Origin of the sequence: Klebsiella sp. 141153, assembly GCF_032601995.1 — a bacterium.
Taxonomy (GTDB): domain Bacteria; phylum Pseudomonadota; class Gammaproteobacteria; order Enterobacterales; family Enterobacteriaceae; genus Klebsiella; species Klebsiella aerogenes.
Genome location: NZ_JAQIRJ010000001.1, coordinates 45,607 through 66,206, shown reverse-complemented (window position 1 = coordinate 66,206; position 20,600 = coordinate 45,607). Strand labels below are relative to the sequence as shown.

Below are 20,600 nucleotides of genomic sequence, written 5' to 3'. Positions count from 1 at the left end.
TTCACCTGTTGTCGCCGGTATCGATTTATTCGATAATAGGCGGCTTTTTTTCGTTTCAGGTCCAATAATGGCTGATTATTTACTGCTCTTTGTCGGTACTGTCCTTGTTAATAACTTCGTGCTGGTGAAGTTTCTTGGATTGTGCCCGTTTATGGGGGTTTCCAAAAAGCTGGAAACCGCTATGGGGATGGGACTGGCCACCACCTTCGTGATGACGCTGGCCTCGATTTGCGCCTGGTTGATTGATACCTGGATCCTTATCCCGCTGAACCTTGTTTATCTGCGCACCCTGGCCTTTATCCTGGTCATCGCAGTGGTGGTGCAATTTACCGAGATGGTGGTCCGTAAAACCAGTCCGGCGCTGTATCGTCTGCTGGGGATCTTCCTGCCGTTAATCACCACCAACTGCGCGGTGCTGGGCGTGGCATTGCTGAATATTAACCTCGGGCACAATTTCCTGCAGTCCGCGCTGTACGGTTTCGCCGCTGCCGTCGGTTTCTCGCTGGTGATGGTGTTATTCGCCGCCATTCGCGAACGCCTGGTGGTTGCCGATGTTCCCGCGCCGTTTCGCGGTAACGCGATTGCGCTGGTGACCGCTGGATTAATGTCACTGGCATTCATGGGCTTTAGTGGTTTGGTGAAGTTGTAATGAGCGCTGTCTGGATAGCCGTGATCGCCATCAGCCTGCTCGGGCTGATCTTCGGCTTAATACTGGGATACGCGTCGCGCCGTTTTGCGGTGGAAGACGACCCGGTGGTAGAAAAAATTGATGAACTGCTGCCGCAAAGCCAATGCGGTCAGTGCGGTTTTCCGGGCTGCCGTCCCTACGCGGAAGCCGTAGGCACCCAAGGTGAAAAAATCAACCGCTGCGCCCCCGGCGGCGAAGCAGTCATGTTAAAAATCGCCGCGTTATTGAATGTCGATCCGCAGCCTATTGACGGCGACGAGCAGCAGCAAGAGCCGGTTCGCATGTTGGCGGTGATTGATGAAGCCAACTGCATTGGCTGCACCAAATGTATTCAGGCCTGTCCGGTCGATGCCATCGTTGGCGCGACCCGCGCCATGCATACGGTAATGAGCGACCTGTGTACCGGCTGTAATCTCTGTGTGGCCCCCTGCCCGACTCAGTGTATTGACCTGCGTCCAGTCGCCCAGACCACCGAAACCTGGAAATGGGACCTGCAAACCATCCCAGTACGCAATATTCCTGTGGAACAACATGTTTAAGTTATTTTCCGCTTTCCGAAAAGACAAGATCTGGGATTTCAACGGCGGTATTCATCCGCCGGAAATGAAAACTCAGTCCAACGGCACGCCGCTGCGTCAGGTTCCTCTGCCGCAGCGTTTCGTCATTCCGCTGAAGCAGCATATCGGTGCTGAAGGCGAACTGTGCGTACAACCGGGCGATAAGGTTCTGCGCGGCCAACCGTTGACCCGCGGTTTTGGCAGAATGCTGCCGGTCCATGCCCCAACTTCCGGGACGGTGACGGCCATCGAGCCTCACTCGACCGCCCATCCTTCCGCGCTGGCGGAACTGAGCGTTATTATCGACGCCGATGGCGATGACTGCTGGATCGAGCGCGACGGCTGGAGCGACTACCACAACAAATCGCGTGAAGAACTGATCGAGCGTATCCACCAGTTTGGCGTTGCCGGGCTAGGCGGCGCCGGCTTCCCCACGGGAACAAAACTGCGCGGCGGCGGTGATAAAATCGACACCCTGATTATCAATGCCGCGGAATGCGAACCCTATATCACCGCCGACGATCGCCTGATGCAGGACTGCGCGGCGCAGGTCGTTGAAGGGATCCGCATCCTTGCGCATATTTTGCAGCCCAAACAGGTGCTGATTGGTATCGAAGATAATAAACCGCAGGCCATTTCCATGCTGCGCGCGGTATTATCCGACGCCCATGGCATAGCGCTGCGGGTAATCCCAACGAAATATCCCTCCGGCGGCGCGAAGCAGCTCACGCAAATTCTTACCGGTAAGCAGGTGCCGCACGGAGGCCGCTCCTCCGATATTGGCGTCCTGATGCAGAACGTTGGTACCGCTTATGCTGTTAAACGCGCGGTTATTGACGGCGAGCCGTTAACCGAGCGCGTCGTCACTTTAACCGGCGAAGCGATTAGCCGTCCGGGCAACGTTTGGGCGCGCCTTGGTACGCCGGTGCGTCATCTGCTGAGCGATGCCGGTTTCTGCGCCAGCGCGGAGCCGATGGTCATCATGGGCGGGCCGCTGATGGGCTTCACTTTGCCCTGGCTTGACGTTCCTGTCGTGAAAATCACTAACTGCCTGCTGGCGCCGTCGATAACTGAGATGGGCGAAACGCAGGAAGAACAAGGCTGTATCCGCTGCAGCGCCTGTGCGGATGCCTGCCCGGCAGATCTACTCCCCCAGCAGCTGTATTGGTTCAGTAAAGGCCAGCAGCACGACAAAGCCACTACCCATAACTTAGCGGACTGCATCGAATGCGGCGCCTGCGCCTGGGTTTGTCCCAGCAATATTCCACTGGTGCAATATTTCCGCCAGGAAAAAGCGGAAATAGCCGCCATTCGCCTGGAAGAACAGCGCGCCGCCGAAGCGAAAGCTCGTTTTGAAGCGCGACAGGCGCGTCTTGAACGTGAAAAAGCCGCGCGTCAGGAGCGGCACAAAAAAGCGGCCGTACAACCGGCGGCAAAAGATCAGGATGCCATTAACGCCGCGCTGGCCCGCGTACGCGATAAGCAGCGTGACGCGGCGCAGCCGATTGTCATTCAGTCCGGCAGCAAACCGGACAACAGCGAAGCGATTGCCGCCCGCGAAGCGCGTAAGGCCGAGGCTCGGGCGCGCAAAGCCGAACAGCAAGCCGCTGTTGAATCAACAGCCGAAGCAAGCGATCCGCGCAAAGCGGCCGTTGAGGCCGCTATCGCCCGTGCCAAAGCGCGTAAGGCCGCACAGCAGGTTGAGAACGTCGCAACTTCTGCCGAAAGTGAAACACCGGTTGAGGCTGTCCCCGCGGTCGACCCGCGCAAAGCCGCCGTTGAAGCCGCTATTGCCCGTGCCAAAGCGCGTAAGGCCGCACAGCAGGTTGAGAACGTCGCACCTTCTGCCGAAAGTGAACCCCCGGTTGAGGCTGCCCCCGCGGTCGACCCGCGTAAAGCCGCCGTTGAAGCCGCTATCGCCCGTGCAAAAGCGCGTAAGGCCGCACAGCAAGTTGAAAGCGCAGCACCTTCTGCCGAAAGTGAAACACCGGTTGAGGCTGCCCCCGTGGTCGACCCGCGTAAAGCCGCCGTTGAGGCCGCTATCGCCCGTGCCAAAGCGCGAAAGGCAGCACAACAAGCAGAACAACAATCCGCGCCGGATGCCGCCAATGACGATCCGCGTAAGGCGGCCGTCGCGGCAGCTATCGCTCGCGTTCAGGCGCGTAAAGCAACACAGCAGGCAGTTAACGAGGAATAAATGGTTTTCAGAATCGCAAGCTCCCCTTATACCCACAACCAGCGCCAGACCTCGCGAATTATGCTAGTGGTGCTGCTGGCGGCGATCCCTGGTATTATCGTCCAGAGCTGGTTTTTCGGCTGGGGTACCCTGTTGCAGATTATCCTCGCGGCCTTCACCGCATGGGGAACCGAAGCGGCTATTCTCAAGTTGCGCAAACAAAATATTGCGGCAACCCTTGCGGATAACTCCGCCCTGCTGACCGGGCTGTTGCTGGCCGTCAGTATTCCGCCGCTGGCGCCGTGGTGGATGGTGGTGTTAGGCACCGCCTTTGCGGTAGTCATTGCCAAGCAACTGTACGGCGGATTAGGGCATAACCCCTTTAACCCGGCGATGATAGGCTATGTTGTTCTGCTGATCTCTTTCCCGGTGCAGATGACCTCCTGGTTACCACCGCATGAGATTGCCGCTCAGGTGCCTGGTTTTATGGATGCGCTGCAGGTTATTTTCAGCGGCCATACCGCCAGCGGCGGCGATATGAACAGCCTGCGTATGGGAATCGACGGTATCAGCCAGGCCACGCCGCTGGATACGTTTAAAACGTCCCTGCATGCCGGACACAGCGCAAAAGAGATCCTGCAGTATCCAATTTACGGCGGCCAACTGGCTGGTCTCGGCTGGCAGTGGGTTAACCTCGCCTGGCTGGCTGGCGGTCTGTTCCTGCTTTGGCAAAAAACCATTCGCTGGCATATTCCGGTAAGCTTCCTGTTAAGCCTTGCCGTTTGCGCCACTCTCGGCTGGATTTTCTCACCGGAAAGCCTGGCATCGCCGCAGATGCATCTGCTTTCCGGCGCCACCATGCTTGGAGCGTTCTTTATCCTTACCGATCCGGTGACGGCATCCACCACCAACCGCGGACGTCTGATTTTCGGCGCGCTGGCAGGTTTACTGGTGTGGCTAATCCGCAGCTTCGGCGGTTATCCGGACGGCGTCGCCTTCGCCGTGCTGCTGGCGAATATTACCGTCCCATTGATTGACTACTACACGCGCCCGCGCGTGTATGGCCACCGTTGAGGAGTCGCGATGTTAAATAGCATGCGTAAACACGGCATCACGCTGGCACTCTTCGCCGCTGGCTCTACCGGACTGACGGCCGCCATCAATGAATTAACCAAGAACACCATTGAGCAGCAGGCCGCGCTACAGCAAAAGGCCCTGTTCGATCAGGTCCTGCCAGCGGAGAGTTATAATAACGATCTGCTGAAAAGCTGTTATCTGGTGACCGCGCCGCAGTTAGGCAAAGGTCAGCATAAAGTATGGATTGCAAAGAATAACGATGCGCCGGTCGGCGCGGTGATGGAAGCCACGGCGCCGGATGGTTATTCCGGGGCGATTCAACTGCTGGTCGCAGCTGACTTTAAAGGCACCGTTCTCGGCTCACGCGTCACCGAGCATCATGAGACCCCCGGGCTCGGTGATAAGATTGAACTGCGTATTTCTGACTGGATCACCCACTTCAGCGGCAAGGTTATCCATGGCCAAAATGATAGCCACTGGGCGGTGAAAAAAGACGGTGGTGATTTCGACCAATTCACCGGCGCGACCATTACCCCACGCGCGGTGGTAAACGCCGTTAAACGCGCGGGACTGTATGCGCAAACGCTGCCCGCGCATATCCCTGAATTCACCGCCTGCGGAGACTAAGCCATGAGCGAAGTAAAAGACGTCATTGTTCAAGGGTTGTGGAAGAATAACTCGGCGCTGGTCCAGCTGCTGGGGATGTGTCCCCTGCTTGCGGTTACCTCGACGGCTACCAATGCCCTGGGCCTCGGTCTGGCGACCACGCTGGTGCTGACGCTCACCAACCTCACCATTTCCAGCCTGCGCCGTTGGACACCGGCGGAGATCCGTATTCCGATCTACGTGATGATTATCGCCTCGGTAGTCAGTGTGGTACAAATGCTTATCAATGCCTACGCTTTCGGCCTGTATCAATCGCTGGGTATCTTCATTCCGCTTATCGTGACCAACTGTATCGTGGTTGGGCGCGCCGAAGCGTTCGCCGCCAAAAAAGGACCGGCGCTGTCAGCGCTCGATGGTTTTTCCATTGGTATGGGCGCGACCTGCGCCATGTTTGTGCTGGGGTCGCTGCGCGAAATAATCGGTAATGGCACGCTGTTTGATGGTGCCGATAGCTTATTAGGCAGCTGGGCGAAAGTCCTGCGCATTGAAGTTTTCCATACCGATACGCCGTTCCTGCTGGCGATGCTACCGCCAGGCGCTTTCATTGGCCTCGGTATGATGCTGGCGGTAAAATACCTCATCGATGAGCGTACTAAGCAGCGTAAGGCGAAAGCGGCGCAGGCCGTCTCCGTCGCCCCAACTGATGTGACAGGGAAAGCGTAAGATGAATAAAGCCAAACGCCTGGAGATCCTGACCAGGCTGCGGGATAACGACCCGCACCCAACCACTGAACTCAATTTCACCTCACCGTTCGAGCTACTTATTGCGGTGCTGCTGTCAGCGCAGGCCACTGATGTTAGCGTCAACAAAGCGACGGCGAAGCTCTATCCGGTCGCCAATACGCCAGCGGCGATGCTGGAGCTTGGCGTTGACGGCGTGAAGTCCTATATCAAAACCATTGGCTTGTTTAATAGTAAAGCCGAAAACGTCATTAAGACCTGCCGCATCTTACTGGAGAAACATAACGGTGAGGTGCCGGAAGACCGGGCGGCGCTGGAAGCGCTACCAGGAGTCGGTCGTAAGACCGCCAATGTCGTGCTGAATACCGCTTTTGGCTGGCCGACTATTGCCGTCGACACCCATATCTTCCGCGTTTGCAATCGGACACAATTTGCTCCCGGTAAGAACGTTGAACAAGTCGAAGAAAAGTTGTTAAAGGTGGTTCCGGCGGAGTTTAAAGTTGACTGTCACCACTGGCTTATTCTTCACGGCCGTTACACTTGCGTCGCGCGAAAACCGCGCTGCGGTTCCTGCCTGATAGAAGATTTGTGCGAGTATAAAGAGAAGGTTGAGTCCTGATTTTTGCATATCTGCTGAATATTACCGTCCTCGTCAGTCACCGCTATTTTCACCAACGATCGCCCGGATCCATAACCTAACCTGTGGTTATGGTTCTATTTTTCATCAATCACACCGACAATGACTCCATACTTTTGCCATTTAGATGGATAATTATGCGGTTATATAACCAGCAATCAGCGCAATCGTTTTTTACCGCTGAAAATTTTCTATGTATTTGTGATCAAGATCATCCACGCAACTCGTCGTTAAATTACTGTTGCAAAAATGCTGCAAAAAGCCAGCAATTTCAATATCAGAGCCTCAGTCACCAGGAGAATAGCCTGCTTATTTTTAGGAATATAGGCCATCCCACTGCCTTCAAGGTCAAAAAGCAGAATATATCGCCTTTATCCCCACGATGGCCGCCCGGCGCAGATTAAAATATCAGGTTTAACGAAAAGGTGAAATTTAACTCTGTATAACATTTGTATGACTGGCTAATTATAGTAGCTTGGTTATGTGTAACAGAGTATTACAAAGCTATTGCCTGATGGGGCAGGATAGTGAACATTACTTGCCGTTTTCCCTCCAAGAATAACTATAAAGGCGGCGGTCCTCCGGGATTGCGCCCCAAACAGCCCCCGTTAATATGGGATGTAAAAAAAGAGGTATATGTGTCAACTGCAAACAATAAACCAGCAGAAAGCGTGAGTTTGAACGCTTTCAAACAACCAAGAGCGTTTTATCTCATCTTCTCCATTGAGTTATGGGAGCGTTTTGGTTATTACGGCCTGCAAGGGATCATGGCCGTTTACCTGGTAAAACAGCTGGGTATGTCGGAAGCGGATTCTATCACCCTGTTCTCTTCCTTTAGTGCACTGGTTTATGGCCTGGTCGCTATCGGCGGATGGCTCGGCGACAAGGTGCTTGGTACCAAACGCGTGATCATGCTTGGCGCGATTGTTCTGGCTATCGGCTATGCGCTAGTTGCCTGGTCCGGTCACGATGCCACCATCGTCTATATGGGTATGGCGACTATCGCCGTCGGTAACGGCTTGTTCAAAGCTAACCCGTCTTCCCTGCTCTCCACCTGCTATGACAAGAACGACCCGCGTCTGGACGGTGCATTTACCATGTACTATATGTCCGTCAATATCGGCTCCTTCTTCTCTATGCTCGCCACGCCGTGGCTGGCAGCGAAGTTCGGCTGGAGCGTGGCGTTCGCGCTGAGCGTCGTGGGCATGTTGATCACCGTGGTTAACTTCGCCTTCTGCCAGAAGTGGGTTAAACAGTACGGTTCCAAACCTGACTTCGCTCCGGTGCATGTCGGCAAACTGCTGGCGACCATCGTCGGCGTGGTAGTGCTGGTCGCTATTGCCACCTGGCTGCTGCACAATCAGGGCATCGCACGTATGGCGCTGGGCGTCATTGCACTGGGCATCGTTATCATCTTCGCTAAAGAAGCCATGGCGCTGCAGGGCGCGGCGCGTCGTAAAATGATCGTTGCTTTCCTGCTGATGGTTGAAGCGATTGTATTCTTCGTACTGTACAGCCAGATGCCAACCTCGCTGAACTTCTTCGCGATCCGTAACGTTGAGCACTCGATTCTGGGTATCGCGTTCGAACCTGAGCAGTATCAGGCGCTGAACCCGTTCTGGATTATGATTGGTAGCCCGATTCTGGCCGCGATTTATAACAAGATGGGTGACCGCCTGCCGATGCCGCATAAGTTCGCCATCGGTATGGTGCTGTGCTCCGGCGCTTTCCTGGTGCTGCCGCTGGGTACCAAATTCGCCAGCGATGCCGGTATCGTCTCCGTCAACTGGTTGATCCTCAGCTACGCGCTGCAGAGTATCGGTGAACTGATGATTTCCGGCCTCGGCCTGGCGATGGTTGCTCAACTGGTACCGCAACGTCTGATGGGCTTCATCATGGGTAGCTGGTTCCTGACCACCGCAGGCGCCGCCATCATTGCAGGTAAAATCGCTAACCTGATGGCAGTACCGGAAAACGTGACCGACCCGCTGGTTTCTCTGAATGTTTACGGCCACGTGTTCCTGCAAATTGGTATCGCGACCGCAGTCATCGCCTTCCTGATGCTGCTGACCGCGCCGAAGCTAAACCGTATGACGCTGGACGACGACGCTGTCGCCAAAGCGCGCGAAACCGCAACCGCTTAAATGCTCCGGGAAAACCAATAAATTTAGGCCGCTAACATTTGTTAGCGGCTTTTTTTTTGCCCCACGGGGGACTAACATACAGGAAACTGCAGCCACGAGGAGTTACTGATGAAACTGTTCTACAAGCCCGGCGCCTGTTCCCTTGCCTCTCATATCGCCCTGCGCGAAAGCGGCCTCGACTTTACCATCGATAGCGTCGACCTGGCGAAGAAACGCCTCGAAAACGGCGATGACTACCTGCTGATTAATCCTAAGGGTCAGGTTCCCGCGCTGCTGCTTGACGATGAAGTACTGCTGACCGAAGGTGTGGCCATCATGCAGTATATTGCCGACCGCGTGCCCGACCGCCAGCTGCTGGCGCCAGTGGGCACCATTGCCCGCTATCAGACGCTGGAATGGCTGAATTACGTCGCCACCGAACTACATAAAGGCTTTACTCCGCTGTTCCGTCCTGACACCCCGGAAGACTACAAGCCAACGGTGCGCGCCCTGCTGGAGAAAAAGCTGCAGTATGTCGATGAGGCGCTACAGGATAAACAGTGGTTGAATGGGCATCGCTTCACCATCGCCGATGGCTACCTGTTTACGGTCCTGCGCTGGGGCTATGCGGTGAAACTGAATATGGAAGCTTACGCTAATATTGGCGCCTGGATGGCGCATGTCGCGGCGCGTCCGTCCGTTGCGGCGGCGCTGTCGGCGGAAGGTCTGAAGTAAATCATCGGCATGCCCGCAAGCGGGCATGCCATCGCGCTTACAGTTGCGTTGCGCTGAAGTAATGTTCCGGTTTGGCGATGCGGTCCTGCGCCGCCACCACCTGCAGTTCATACTCCTGCATATTTTTGGTTGCCAGCATGATTTCATACACTGCCGCAGTGACGTGCTCAAGGGCGTCGCGCAGGCTGGCGCCCTGCAGTAGCTTAACCAGCAGCAGGCCGCTGGTCACATCGCCCACGCCGACCGGCTGACGGCTGCCAAAATCGACCAGCGGGCGGCTAATATGCCAGGCTTCATCCGCCGTCACCAGCAACATCTCAAAGCGATCCATACTCATACCCGCCCGCGCCAGATGCTTCACCAGCACTACCTGAGGCCCTTGCGCTATAAGCTCACGGGCCGCGCTAACGGCTTCATCAACGTTGGCCACCGGATGGCCGCACAGGATCTCCAGCTCGACAAGATTCGGCGCGATGATATCACTGGCCGGCAGCGCATAGCGTACGTGGAATTCAGCCACTCCAGGAGCGACGATGCAGCCTTTTTCCGGATGCCCCATAACCGGATCGCAAAAGTATTTTGCCGCCGGATTCGCCGCTTTCACCTGACGCACGATGCCGAGAATATGTTCGCCCTGCTCGGCGGAACCAAGATAGCCGCTCAGTACCGCATCGCAGCTCTGCAGCTTATCGATATCGGCAATCCCCTGCACGATTTCGGTCAAATGCGAAGGCGGCATGACGCAGCCGGTCCATTTGCCGTATTGCGTATGGTTGGAGAACTGTACGGTATTGAGGGGCCAGACGTTGGCGCCGAGACGGCGCATCGGAAATTCAGCGGCGCTGTTGCCCGCATGGCCAAACACGACGTGAGACTGAATGGCGAGGATGTTCTTCATTTTCTTACCACAACCCTAAAAAGAAAAAAGGGCGTGGTTTCCCACGCCCTGGTTTTATTTTTTATTTCCAGCAGACCAGGCAGTAATTCTTCTTACCGCGACGCAGTAAGGTGTAGCGGCCGAACAGGCGGTCGCTATCGCTGAATACATATTCCGGATCGGACTGTTTTTCACCGTTAATGGTCACCGCGTTGGAGGCTACGGTTTTACGCGCCTGACCGCGGGACGGCTGCAGCTCGGAATCCACCAGCGCCTGCAGAAGATCGGCGCCCTTTTCCATTTCGATCATTGGCACGCCGTCTTGCGCCAGCTGTTCGAAATCCGCCTCGCTCAGGTCGCTCAGATTGCCGTTGAACAGGCTTTCGGTAATGCGCTTAGCCGCTTCCAGGCCTTCTTCGCCGTGGACCAGACGCGTCACCTGCTCTGCCAGTACGTACTGCGCGCGCGGCGCTTTACCGCTGTTCTTATCTTCTTCTTCCAGCGCATTGATCTCGGCAATGTCCATGAAGGTGAAGAACTTCAGGAAGCGATAAACGTCTGCGTCCGCGGTGTTGATCCAGAACTGGTAGAATTTGTACGGACTGGTTTTCTTCGGATCCAGCCATACCGCGCCGCCCTCGGTTTTACCGAACTTGGTGCCGTCGGCCTTGGTGATCAGCGGAACGGTCAAACCGAAGACCTGATTCTGGTGCAAACGACGAGTCAGGTCGATACCTGAAGTGATGTTGCCCCACTGATCGGAACCACCGATTTGCAGCGCCACGCCGTGCAGTTTATTCAGGCAAGCAAAGTCATAACCCTGCAGCAGGTTATAGGAAAACTCGGTGAAAGAGATCCCCTGATCGTCACGGTTCAGACGCTGCTTCACCGCTTCTTTGTTGATCATCTGGTTCACAGAGAAGTGCTTGCCGATATCACGCAGGAAGGTCAGCACGTTCATGCCGCCGAACCAGTCGTAGTTATTCGCGGCAATCGCCGAGTTGTCGCCGCAGTTGAAATCGAGGAATGGCGCAACCTGTTTACGGATTTTATCCACCCACTGCTGCACGGTATCTTCGGTATTGAGTTTACGCTCAGCGGCTTTAAAGCTCGGGTCGCCAATCAGACCGGTCGCGCCGCCGACCAGCGCCACAGGCTTATGGCCTGCCTGCTGGAAGCGTTTCAGGCATAACAATGGAACAAGATGCCCCAAGTGCAAGCTGTCAGCGGTAGGATCGAAGCCGCAATAGAGCGCGATCGGGCCTTGCGCCAGTCGCTCTGCTAACGCTTCTTCGTCCGTCACCTGGGCTACCAGCCCCCGCTCTTGCAATTGTTTAATCAAGTTACTGCTTGCCATCAAATTCTCCATGTATAAACGACTGCACCTTTGCCGGTACACGACTTTTCGCCAGACGCGAAAGGTACATAGAATAAAGCGCCGGAGCACGTAGCACCAGCGCTTAAAACAACATTTTGCGTCCTTTATGGCGCCAGACGGTCGATTTGCCAGCCATCATTTTGCCGCTGGTATAAAAAGCGGTCGTGCAGACGATGTTCACCGCCCTGCCAGAACTCCATTTGTTCGATGCTAACGCGGAAACCGCCCCAGAAACTTGGCAACGGCACTTCGCCTTGCTGGAATTTCTGTTTCAACTCGAGGAATTTACTTTCCAGGATCCCACGAGCGGAGATACGGCTGGACTGTTGGGAGACCCACGCGCCAATCTGGCTATCGCGCGGTCGGCTGTGGAAATACTTCACCACTTCCAGCGTCGACAGACGTTCTGCCTGACCTATTACCATGACCTGGCGTTCCAGCATATGCCAGGGAAACAGCAGGCTGATACGGGGATTTTTTTCGATTTGATGTGCTTTGCGACTACCCAGGTTGGTATAGAACACCAGCCCTTTTTCGTCATAGTGCTTTAACAATACGATGCGTTGATAGGGCTGGCCGTTTTCATCAACGGTCGCGACTACCATCGCCGTCGGGTCTGCGAGCTTAGCGTCGCAGGCCTGACGCAGCCAACGTTCAAATAACGTCAGGGGTTCAGCGGGAAGATCGTGGCGACGAAGGCCGCCACGGGTATATTCACGGCGCAGATGCGCGATTTGCTGCAATTCGTCGTTATCAGACATAACCATTGAGATCGTTGTCATAGGGTGGCGTTATTGTGCGCCCCCGCTACGGAAATCTCAACGTTTCGCGGTCTGTAACTGGCAGTTATCCAACACCGCGCGGTCGCGTTTATAAACGGTGGCGCTGTCGCCTTTCGACCAGAACACATAAACGCCATCAGTATAACGAGCCCCGGAAGCCGAGAGCCCCTGGGTCAGGTTTAATTGCTGATTATCATAGATAAAGCTCACCTGCTGACGAGCGTTGTTCAAATGGACGGTCAACGGTTTTTGATCGCACTGATATTCAAGGGTGTCGGTCTGCATCCGTTCAACGAATTGGTTGTAATAGCTACACCCAGCGAGCATAAAAGGAACTACCGCAATAAGAATTTTTTTCATGTGTATGCCTTCGACTTTCCCGGTCAGGAGAGCAAACCGCCCTCCCGGAATTTCGTCCAGTTTACCGGTAAATAAAAAATAGCGACTTCAGTTAACTCTGATTCTGCGCTCGATTCGCGGGATAGATGGCGCCAAGAATTGTCGCTTCGCTGGCGCCGGTGACGGAGGGAAGATTCCCCGGCAGACCGGCAAGCGCACGCCACGCCAGCCACGCAAAGGCCAACGCTTCCATATCGTCACCGCTGATACCAGCGTCATCGGTGGTCGTGACTTCAGTCCCTGGCAGCAATGCCGCCAGACGCGCCATCAACAGCGGATTCCGCGCCCCGCCGCCGCAAACTAACAAACGCTCGCAGCCGCCGCTTAACAAAACCTGCTCACTGATGGACACCGCGGTCAGTTCTGTCAGCGTGGCCTGAACATCCTGCCCCCGCAGATGGGTATAGCGCGCCAGATGCTTTTCCAGCCAACCATAGTTGAAATACTCACGACCAGTGCTCTTCGGCGCGGGTAACGCGAACCAGGGGTCGCTTAACATATCCTGCAGAAGTGGTAGTAAGACTTTGCCTTCACTGGCCCATTGCGCGTCTTTATCATAGGGTTTACCGCACTGGCGCCAGATCCAGGCGTCCATCAGCATATTCCCCGGCCCGGTGTCATAACCGCGTACCGGCTGCCCCGGAACCAGCAACGAGAGGTTGGCAATGCCGCCGATGTTAAGCACCATGCGCCTTTCAACCGGGTGCGCCAACAGAGCCTCATGGAAGGCCGGGACAAGCGGCGCGCCCTGACCGCCAAGCGCCATATCGCGGCGGCGGAAATCCCCCACAACGGTCACGCCGGTATGCGCAGCGATCTGGTTGTTATCGCCTATTTGCATGGTGTGCGGGGCATCGCCGGTCGGTTCATGCCACACAGTCTGACCATGGCAACCGATGGCGACAACATCTTCAGGCTGAAGGTTCTGCTGGCGCATCAGCGCTAATACTGCATCCGAAAAAAGCCGCCCCAAACGGGTATCCAGACGTCCCAGTTGCGACAAGGTCAGCTGCTGCCCCTGGCAAATCGCTAATATTTCTTCTTTCAGTTTGACCGGGATGGGGTACGAGAGGCTCGCCTGCTGCGCCACCATGTTTTCATTTATCGCCGCCAGAACGACATCTACGCCATCAAGGCTGGTGCCAGACATTACGCCAATAAAACGACCTGATTTCATACGCCTACCCTCATTCCATGACTTTTGCAGAACCATCAGTGCATCATAAAGCAGGGTTCAATGCTATGGCGCACTAATACTTTTTAACAATAGTTCTGCCGCGACGATTTGTTAGGTAAAGTACTTACGTTTATTCGTCGTTAAAGCGAACCTTATTATTTTTAAACAGTCCATAAGGAAGCTATGCCAGCGAACGCTTAAATGCCATATAATTGACCACATGGAAGTTCACTGGAACATTTTTGGTACACAGGAGATTCATAAATGATTTTACGTGTTTTGGCTGTCTCGATGATTGGCTTAACCCTGGCGGGTTGCGTCAGCAGCAGCGGTCTATCTGGCGATGTTTACACAGCATCAGAAGCCAAGCAGGTGCAAAGCGTGACCTACGGTACCATCGTACATACCCGTGCGGTCCAGATCCAAAGCGGCGATGACAGCAATGCTATCGGCGCGATTGGCGGCGCGGTACTCGGTGGCTTCCTTGGTAATACCATTGGCGGCGGCACCGGTCGTTCTCTTGCAACCGCTGCAGGCGCGGTTGCCGGCGGCGTAGCCGGTCAGGGCGTACAGGGCGCGATGAACAAAACGCAAGGCGTTGAGCTGGAAATCCGCAAAGATGACGGCAATACCATCATGGTGGTTCAGAAACAGGGCAGCACCCCGTTCTCCGTTGGTCAGCGCGTAGCCATTGCCGGCAGCGGCAGTCAAGTGACGGTTTCCCCGCGTTAAGCCTCTCTAATGCGGCCTTAATTGGCCGCATTAATTCTCCAGATTCATTATTTACCACCAAAATATTCATCATACATATATCAATATTATTGATATTTCTGCACGGCAACTTGCGTTTGCGCAATATTCCCCGTTAATTAATTCGTTAGCCTGAAGTGGATTTTTTCATTTAGCGACCTGCGCGTCGTTTTTACCCCCCCCCATTTTTATCGCGGGAGTTTACCTGTGCCTCTGAATTTAAATCGATTATCGCACCGCTTATTCGCTTATATCATCGCCTGCAGCCTGGCAATTATTACGATTGATATACTATCTGATTCAGTCGTTAATCGTATCCCTACGACTTCATCACCACTTTTTCCTTTGCTGACAATTATATTAATGATTTTTCACATTACTATTTCCTGCTTCATGAGCATGAAGTATTGGTGTGATAAAAGCCGTCTCTATCTGATGCCTATCGCCTTCGCCTTTGCCAGCTCCGCCTTACTGATGCTGGGCACCCTGAGCAGCTATCCCGGCTGGCTACTGTGCAACAGCGAATATATTGTTAAACAAAATGACGCGCTGATTTTTTACTCATTCCGTAATATTTTGATGGTCGTGTTGTTCATCACTGCCATTATTATATACCGCTATCGTCAGTATCTTAATCAAGCGGCCGGCGCGCATACTTTAATATTGACGGGATGTTTTATTTTTAGCGCTACTATTCTTATTTTATCGTGGTTACACTCCAGTAACAGCCCATTATTAAGCATCGATTTTATCGACGACATCACCAGCACTTTTACTCCGTTATGGCATAACTGGATGGGCTGGCTGCTATTTTTCGCCTGGGTATTTACGTTGATATTATTGGTTATACTAACCAAGCTACGTAATATCTTCTGGTATAGCGGCGCATTTTTCTGTGCTGCCTATATATTTACGCTAAACGTATTACTCACAGCGACAGGTAGTCAGCATATTATCGCCTGGAATCAGGCGCGCCTGTTCGAAACTTTGAGTACGTTATTTATGCTGTTCGTACTGTTAAGTGACGTTTTTATTCTCTATCGCGACTCTAACAACAAATACATCAATTCGTATCAGAACTCTATCCGCGATCCGCTGACCAGACTGTACAACCGCAGCTACTTTTACGACACGCTCAGCGGTTTGCTACCGCAGACTTCAGCAACACGACCGCTATCGGTCATCGTCAGCGATCTCGATCATTTTAAGCGCATCAATGACAACTACGGCCATGTTCAGGGCGACAAGGTAATTCAGTTTGCCGCCAGCGTACTACAAACTCATGTGCGCCGTGAGGATATTGCCGCCCGTATCGGCGGCGAGGAGTTTGCCCTGTTGCTGGTAAATACTGATGCTGATGATGCGCTGGCGATAGCCGAGCGAATTCGCCAGATGGTCAGCGCCGGGCAGGCATCACTGCCGGAACGGATGACGATTAGTATGGGGGTCTACACCGTTTCGAGCTCCAACATTGGGGCTGAAGAGTGCGTCAAACGCGCGGATGCGGCTATGTACGCGGCGAAAAACGGTGGCCGCAATCGCGTGGTGGTCTGGCAGGAATAAGAGAAAGGGCTTTGCGAACGCAAAGCCCTTTTCCCGGCTAGTCTTTTGCCTGAAGATCGAGGATATTGTTTTCAAGTTTACGGATTAAGTTGAGCAGCGTTTCGACTTCCTGCTTAGATACACCCGCAAGGATTTCATCACGCGTTTTGCCGATCACGTCTTCCATTTGGTTGATCAGCGGTTCCGCCTTTTCCGTGAGCTTGATACGTTTCGCCCGGCGATCGTTTGCACAAGTCTGGCGAGAAATAAGCCCTTTCTCCTCCAGTTGATCCAGCGTGCGCACCAAAGAGGGCTGTTCAATACCAATAGCCTTGGCCAGCTGGATTTGCGACTGCTCAGGAGGTAGCTGATGAATGTTATGCAGCGTGACCCAGTGCGTCTGCGTTAACTCCAGAGGTTTTAGGCGATGGTCGATCAGCGCGCGCCAAACGCGTACCAAACGTGCCAGATCAGAACCAAGTGGCGATTCCAATTTCATCTCCTTATAATTAGCTTGCTAAGTTATTATACTGCTTTTAGAATAGTGTGCAGCATTTAAATTACCAAAACAAATGAATTACTTGATTCACTAAATTCAAGACAATGATTTACAATGTGAACTAATTCATCACCAAGAACATTATCCCTGCAACGGCAAAGGATTTTTGCTTGTGAAACTGAGTCTTAACACTCCCGGATTGTCGCTACAGGACCTGGTGTTCGGCGCTTCTATCTATTTTCCCCCGTTATTTAAAGCCGTCGTGCTTGGTTTCTTTATCTGGTTAATCGTTCATCGTCAGCTACGCGACTGGATGTACGCCGGCGAAATCTGGCATCCCCTGCTGATGGACCTTTCCCTGTTTGCGCTGGCCGTTTGCCTGGCGCTGGTTCTCCTGACTCTCTTGTGATGCTCATTTCATGAAGAAACTAAAATATCTCTCAACCTTAATTATTGCCGCTATTGCGATTATCGCCGCCTGGCTGGTATGGAATTACTACACTCAGTCACCATGGACGCGGGATGGCAAAATTCGCGCCGAACAGGTCGGCATTACGCCTCAGGTTTCCGGCAGTATTTTGCAGTTGAATGTTAAAGACAACCAGTTGGTCAAAGCCGGCGACGTTTTGTTCCGCATTGACGATACCCCCTATCGCATTGCGGTTTTAAACGCTCAGGCGCAGTTGGCAAAAGCCAAAGCGGAACTGGCAAAAGCCAAAGCCGAGCAAACCAAGGCCGCCAGCGACGTTACTCGCCGCCGCAGTCTTTCGCAAAACTTCATCTCCGCTGAAGATATGGAAACCGTTAATACCGCTTTGAATACCGCCAATACCACTTATGAGGCGGCTAAAGCGGTGGTTGGCGTGGCGCAAGCCGCGCTGGAACATGCGCAGTGGCAGCTGACGCAAACCGAGGTCAAAGCGCCGGTTGATGGCTGGATCACTAATTTGTCAACGCGGGTCGGAGATTACGCCTCCGTCGGCCACCCGGTATTTGCGTTGGTTGATAGTCATTCTTTTTATGTCCTGGGTTATTTTGAAGAGACCAAACTGCGTCACATCCGCGAAGGCGCTAGCGCTCAGGTCGTTCTCTATAGCAGCAAACAAACGTTACAGGGTCACGTTTCCAGCATCGGCCGCGCCATCGTTGATCAGAGCGTCGAAGGCGGTTCGGCGCTGGTCGCTAATATTAAACCCAACATTCCATGGGTACGCCTCGCGCAACGCGTACCGGTACGTATTGAGTTCGATAAGCTGCCTGCGGACGTCACGCTGGTTTCAGGTACCACTTGCACCGTATCGATTGGCGGACAGTAATGAAGCTGCAGGCTCTGCGCTGGCAATCACTGCCGTGGTTTAAAGCCAGCCGTCCGCAATGGCGCTACGCGTTACGCAACGGCATTGCGATGTGTCTGGCGCTTAGCATCGCCTATGCGCTGGATCTTGATGAGCCCTACTGGGCAATGACCTCCGCCGCGGTCGTCAGCTTCCCAACAGTTGGCGGCGTTATCAGCAAGAGCTTTGGCCGTATCGCCGGCAGCCTGCTCGGCGCCTGCGCCGCCCTGCTGCTGGCCGGCCATACCCTTAACGACCCGTGGCTATTCTTGTTCAGTATCTCAGCCTGGATTGCGCTCTGTACCTGGGCCTGCGCGATGTTCACCAATAACGTCGCCTACGCTTTTCAACTGGCAGGCTATACCTGCGCAATTATCGCCTTCCCGGTTATTAATGTTGCCGACGCGAATGAACTGTGGACTATCGCTCAGTCGCGAGTTTGTGAAGTGATTGTGGGGATATTGTCCGGCGGGTTCATGATGATGATCCTGCCCAGTACCTCAGATGGCGTCACGCTGCTGACGGCACTGAAGAATATGCATTCCCGGCTATTAGAGCATGCCAGCCTGTTGTGGGTGCCGGAAACCACCGATGCGATTCGTAGCGCCCATGAAAGCGTCATCGGCCAGATCCTGACCATGAATTTGCTGCGTATCCAGGCCTTCTGGAGCCACTACCGTTTCAGACGGCAGAATCCCTTGCTGAATTATCTGCTTCATCAGCAGTTGCGAATGACCAGCGTCATCTCCAGCCTGCGAAGAATGTTATTGAACTGGCCGGATGCGCCTGGCAATACGCGAGCGGTGCTCGAAACGCTACTCAGCGAGCTCGCCAATCCGCACGCAAATGTTTATAGCGTGGCGCGGATTCTGGTACCGCTGGCCCCCGGCCCTAACGCCAACTATCGCCATCTGGCGTTCTGGAAACGGCTGCGTTATTTCTGTCGTATCTATCTCGAAAGCAGCCGCTGGATCCGCCGCATCGAGAACGCCAGCGCTATCACCGAGTTTAACGTCCCTTCGGCGCCGGCGCTGTCGCGTCATACCGATCAGGCTGAAGCGTTATGGAACGGCTTACGTACCTTCTGCGCGCTGGTGGCCGTGGGCGCCTGGGGTATCAGCACCCAATGGCAGGCCTGCGCCGCCGCGCTCACCCTCGCCGCCATTAGCTGCGTACTCTACTCAATATCGCCGTCGCCATTTAAATCGCTCACCTTATTGATGCGTACCCTGGTGCTGTTGTCGCTGTTCAGTTTTGTGGTGAAGTTTGGCTTAATGGTGCAGATAACCGACCTGTGGCAGTTTTTACTGTTTCTGTTCCCGCTGCTCACCACCATGCAGTTATTGAAACTCCAGATGCCGAAGTTCGCTGGGCTATGGGGGCAGTTAATCGTCTTTATGGGATCGTTTATTTCGGTCACCAACCCTCCGGTTTATGACTTTGCCTCGTTTCTTAATGATAATCTCGGCAAAATTATCGGTGTTGGTCTGGCGTGGCTTGCCTTTGCGGTTATCAGTCCCGGCTCAGATGCGCGGAAAAGTCGCCGCCATATCCGTGCGTTACGGCGTCACTTTGTCGATCAGTTGAGCCGCCGCCCGCAGCATAGCGAGCACGAATTTGAGTCTCTGGTGTATCACCACATTAGCCAGTTGAGCAGCAGCCAGGACGCGCTGGCGCGACGTTGGCTGCTGCGCTGGGGCGTAGTGCTGCTCAACTGCTCGCATGTCGTGTGGCAACTACGTGATTGGGAGACACGTTCAGACCCCCTCTCACAAGTACGCGACTTGTGTATCAGCCTGCTTCGCGACGTCATGAGCGAACGCGGCGTCCAGCAACGTCCACTTGCCTCGACGTTGCTGGAGTTGCAGCGGATCTGCGATACCCTTAACCATCATCATCAGCCGGCGGCTAAAGAGCTGGCAGCGATAATCTGGCGGTTATACTGCTCGCTATCGCAGCTGGAACAGGCGCCAATTGCCGGCACCATTACCGAACGGACTACTTAATCACCCCGCAGGCAAAACGCTCGCCGCCGCCGCCCAGCGGCTGCGGGCTATCGGCCATATTATCGCCGCCGACATGAACCATCAGCGCTTTGCCCTTCACTTCCGCGAGCGTTTTCAGGCGCGGGGCAATAACCGGTTGGTTAGCCACCCCATCGTCGTTGACCACCAGCAGTGGAAGATCGCCAAGATGCCCTGCGCCCAGCGGCCCTTCATGCTTACCGGTATGTTGCGGATCGAAATGACCGCCCGCCGCGCCGGCGGCGACCGCTTTACCGTCTTTTATCGCCGGCTGGCAGCTTCCCTCAGCGTGGATATGAAAACCGTGTTTGCCCGGCGGAAGCGCGCGTAAATCAGGAGTAAATTCAAGGCCTCTGTCGGTTTCAGTAATTTTAACGCTACCGACGGCCTGGCCAACGCTCTGGCTGGTGACAAGATTAAGGGAGACATCTTCACTGGCGGCCTGCGCGCCAGCGCAAAATGCGAGAGTGAAAATAGCGAGTAAACATCGTTGCATAA

At 54.3% G+C, this 20,600-nt stretch carries 21 protein-coding genes; 14 read left to right on the top strand and 7 right to left on the bottom strand.

Annotated features, from left to right (window positions below; translation table 11 throughout):
- Positions 1-67: 67 nt before the first annotated feature.
- From rsxA to gstA, 9 genes are all read left to right on the top strand, one after another.
- Positions 68-649: an electron transport complex subunit RsxA gene (gene rsxA, locus PGS10_RS00340; RefSeq protein ID WP_015366851.1), complete on the top strand. Its 582-nt coding sequence runs from the start codon at positions 68-70 to the stop codon at positions 647-649.
- The gene (rsxB, locus tag PGS10_RS00335) at positions 649-1,227 is read left to right on the top strand and encodes an electron transport complex subunit RsxB (protein ID WP_045392444.1); all 579 of its coding nucleotides are present in this window, start codon (positions 649-651) and stop codon (positions 1,225-1,227) included. The genes rsxA and rsxB overlap by 1 nt, the downstream gene beginning before the upstream one ends.
- The gene (rsxC, locus tag PGS10_RS00330) at positions 1,220-3,442 is read left to right on the top strand and encodes an electron transport complex subunit RsxC (protein WP_316422197.1); all 2,223 of its coding nucleotides are present in this window, start codon (positions 1,220-1,222) and stop codon (positions 3,440-3,442) included. The genes rsxB and rsxC overlap by 8 nt, the downstream gene beginning before the upstream one ends.
- Positions 3,443-4,495, top strand: coding sequence for an electron transport complex subunit RsxD (gene rsxD / locus PGS10_RS00325; protein WP_316422196.1), 1,053 nt, complete (start codon positions 3,443-3,445; stop codon positions 4,493-4,495).
- Positions 4,496-4,504: 9 nt separating this feature from the next.
- Positions 4,505-5,125, top strand: a complete 621-nt coding sequence (gene rsxG, locus PGS10_RS00320; RefSeq protein WP_063447909.1) for an electron transport complex subunit RsxG — start codon at positions 4,505-4,507, stop codon at positions 5,123-5,125.
- 3 nt (positions 5,126-5,128) lie between these two features.
- The gene (locus PGS10_RS00315; protein ID WP_015366856.1) at positions 5,129-5,827 is read left to right on the top strand and encodes an electron transport complex subunit E; all 699 of its coding nucleotides are present in this window, start codon (positions 5,129-5,131) and stop codon (positions 5,825-5,827) included.
- 1 nt (position 5,828) lies between these two features.
- Entirely contained in the window at positions 5,829-6,464 is a 636-nt protein-coding gene (nth, locus tag PGS10_RS00310) for an endonuclease III (RefSeq protein ID WP_045392454.1), read from the top strand.
- A 656-nt stretch (positions 6,465-7,120) separates the two neighbouring features.
- On the top strand, positions 7,121-8,626 hold the full coding sequence (gene dtpA, locus PGS10_RS00305; RefSeq protein WP_316422195.1) for a dipeptide/tripeptide permease DtpA: 1,506 nt from the start codon (positions 7,121-7,123) through the stop codon (positions 8,624-8,626).
- 108 nt (positions 8,627-8,734) lie between these two features.
- Positions 8,735-9,340 carry a glutathione transferase GstA gene (gene gstA / locus PGS10_RS00300; RefSeq protein ID WP_045392456.1) on the top strand — a complete coding sequence of 202 codons (606 nt, stop codon included), beginning with the start codon at positions 8,735-8,737 and terminating at the stop codon, positions 9,338-9,340.
- A 37-nt stretch (positions 9,341-9,377) separates the two neighbouring features.
- On the opposite strand, the gene pdxY is transcribed toward gstA, so the two are convergent.
- The 5 genes from pdxY to anmK all read right to left on the bottom strand — a co-directional run bounded on the left by pdxY (position 9,378) and on the right by anmK (position 13,953).
- Positions 9,378-10,238 (bottom strand): pyridoxal kinase PdxY, encoded by an 861-nt coding sequence (gene pdxY / locus PGS10_RS00295; protein WP_015366860.1) that lies wholly within the window; start codon positions 10,236-10,238, stop codon positions 9,378-9,380.
- Positions 10,239-10,299: 61 nt separating this feature from the next.
- Positions 10,300-11,574, bottom strand: coding sequence for a tyrosine--tRNA ligase (tyrS, locus tag PGS10_RS00290; RefSeq protein ID WP_045392458.1), 1,275 nt, complete (start codon positions 11,572-11,574; stop codon positions 10,300-10,302).
- A 125-nt stretch (positions 11,575-11,699) separates the two neighbouring features.
- A complete protein-coding gene (gene pdxH, locus PGS10_RS00285; RefSeq protein ID WP_045392565.1) occupies positions 11,700-12,356 on the bottom strand; it encodes a pyridoxamine 5'-phosphate oxidase in 657 nt (218 codons plus the stop codon).
- 57 nt (positions 12,357-12,413) lie between these two features.
- Positions 12,414-12,743, bottom strand: a complete 330-nt coding sequence (mliC, locus tag PGS10_RS00280; protein ID WP_161801899.1) for a C-type lysozyme inhibitor — start codon at positions 12,741-12,743, stop codon at positions 12,414-12,416.
- A gap of 85 nt (positions 12,744-12,828) precedes the next feature.
- The gene (anmK, locus tag PGS10_RS00275; RefSeq protein ID WP_047077704.1) at positions 12,829-13,953 is read right to left on the bottom strand and encodes an anhydro-N-acetylmuramic acid kinase; all 1,125 of its coding nucleotides are present in this window, start codon (positions 13,951-13,953) and stop codon (positions 12,829-12,831) included.
- Between the two features lie 264 nt (positions 13,954-14,217).
- Between anmK and slyB the strand changes: the two genes are divergently transcribed.
- Positions 14,218-14,685: an outer membrane lipoprotein SlyB gene (gene slyB / locus PGS10_RS00270; RefSeq protein WP_045392464.1), complete on the top strand. Its 468-nt coding sequence runs from the start codon at positions 14,218-14,220 to the stop codon at positions 14,683-14,685.
- A gap of 225 nt (positions 14,686-14,910) precedes the next feature.
- Complete coding sequence (locus tag PGS10_RS00265; RefSeq protein WP_047042794.1) at positions 14,911-16,266, top strand: sensor domain-containing diguanylate cyclase; 1,356 nt, start codon at positions 14,911-14,913, stop codon at positions 16,264-16,266.
- 37 nt (positions 16,267-16,303) lie between these two features.
- Here the strand turns inward: PGS10_RS00265 and slyA are convergent, their stop codons facing one another.
- Entirely contained in the window at positions 16,304-16,744 is a 441-nt protein-coding gene (gene slyA / locus PGS10_RS00260; RefSeq protein ID WP_020078997.1) for a transcriptional regulator SlyA, read from the bottom strand.
- A 172-nt stretch (positions 16,745-16,916) separates the two neighbouring features.
- On the opposite strand from slyA, the gene PGS10_RS00255 reads away from it, so the two are divergent.
- Genes PGS10_RS00255 through PGS10_RS00245 form a run of 3 tightly spaced genes read left to right on the top strand, consistent with a single transcriptional unit; the run spans position 16,917 to position 20,084 of the window.
- A complete protein-coding gene (locus tag PGS10_RS00255) occupies positions 16,917-17,153 on the top strand; it encodes a DUF1656 domain-containing protein (protein ID WP_015366868.1) in 237 nt (78 codons plus the stop codon).
- 10 nt (positions 17,154-17,163) lie between these two features.
- On the top strand, positions 17,164-18,060 hold the full coding sequence (locus PGS10_RS00250) for an efflux RND transporter periplasmic adaptor subunit (protein ID WP_045392466.1): 897 nt from the start codon (positions 17,164-17,166) through the stop codon (positions 18,058-18,060).
- Entirely contained in the window at positions 18,060-20,084 is a 2,025-nt protein-coding gene (locus tag PGS10_RS00245; RefSeq protein ID WP_316422193.1) for an FUSC family protein, read from the top strand. The genes PGS10_RS00250 and PGS10_RS00245 overlap by 1 nt, the downstream gene beginning before the upstream one ends.
- Here the strand turns inward: PGS10_RS00245 and sodC are convergent.
- Positions 20,077-20,598 carry a superoxide dismutase [Cu-Zn] SodC gene (gene sodC, locus PGS10_RS00240; protein WP_015366871.1) on the bottom strand — a complete coding sequence of 174 codons (522 nt, stop codon included), beginning with the start codon at positions 20,596-20,598 and terminating at the stop codon, positions 20,077-20,079. The genes PGS10_RS00245 and sodC overlap by 8 nt on opposite strands.
- Between the last annotated feature and the right edge of the window lie 2 nt (positions 20,599-20,600).

What these genes read in the sequence shown, in the direction of transcription:
- slyA (WP_020078997.1), bottom strand. Translation starts at nt 16,744, where the DNA reads ATGAAATTGGAATCGCCACTTGGTTCTGATCTGGCACGTTTGGTACGC.
- tyrS (WP_045392458.1), bottom strand. Translation starts at nt 11,574, where the DNA reads ATGGCAAGCAGTAACTTGATTAAACAATTGCAAGAGCGGGGGCTGGTA.
- rsxG (WP_063447909.1), top strand. Translation starts at nt 4,505, where the DNA reads ATGTTAAATAGCATGCGTAAACACGGCATCACGCTGGCACTCTTCGCC.
- nth (WP_045392454.1), top strand. Translation starts at nt 5,829, where the DNA reads ATGAATAAAGCCAAACGCCTGGAGATCCTGACCAGGCTGCGGGATAAC.
- gstA (WP_045392456.1), top strand. Translation starts at nt 8,735, where the DNA reads ATGAAACTGTTCTACAAGCCCGGCGCCTGTTCCCTTGCCTCTCATATC.
- PGS10_RS00315 (WP_015366856.1), top strand. Translation starts at nt 5,129, where the DNA reads ATGAGCGAAGTAAAAGACGTCATTGTTCAAGGGTTGTGGAAGAATAAC.
- PGS10_RS00245 (WP_316422193.1), top strand. Translation starts at nt 18,060, where the DNA reads ATGAAGCTGCAGGCTCTGCGCTGGCAATCACTGCCGTGGTTTAAAGCC.
- PGS10_RS00250 (WP_045392466.1), top strand. Translation starts at nt 17,164, where the DNA reads ATGAAGAAACTAAAATATCTCTCAACCTTAATTATTGCCGCTATTGCG.
- rsxC (WP_316422197.1), top strand. Translation starts at nt 1,220, where the DNA reads ATGTTTAAGTTATTTTCCGCTTTCCGAAAAGACAAGATCTGGGATTTC.
- anmK (WP_047077704.1), bottom strand. Translation starts at nt 13,953, where the DNA reads ATGAAATCAGGTCGTTTTATTGGCGTAATGTCTGGCACCAGCCTTGAT.
- rsxB (WP_045392444.1), top strand. Translation starts at nt 649, where the DNA reads ATGAGCGCTGTCTGGATAGCCGTGATCGCCATCAGCCTGCTCGGGCTG.
- sodC (WP_015366871.1), bottom strand. Translation starts at nt 20,598, where the DNA reads ATGCAACGATGTTTACTCGCTATTTTCACTCTCGCATTTTGCGCTGGC.
- rsxA (WP_015366851.1), top strand. Translation starts at nt 68, where the DNA reads ATGGCTGATTATTTACTGCTCTTTGTCGGTACTGTCCTTGTTAATAAC.
- pdxY (WP_015366860.1), bottom strand. Translation starts at nt 10,238, where the DNA reads ATGAAGAACATCCTCGCCATTCAGTCTCACGTCGTGTTTGGCCATGCG.
- rsxD (WP_316422196.1), top strand. Translation starts at nt 3,443, where the DNA reads ATGGTTTTCAGAATCGCAAGCTCCCCTTATACCCACAACCAGCGCCAG.
- slyB (WP_045392464.1), top strand. Translation starts at nt 14,218, where the DNA reads ATGATTTTACGTGTTTTGGCTGTCTCGATGATTGGCTTAACCCTGGCG.
- pdxH (WP_045392565.1), bottom strand. Translation starts at nt 12,356, where the DNA reads ATGTCTGATAACGACGAATTGCAGCAAATCGCGCATCTGCGCCGTGAA.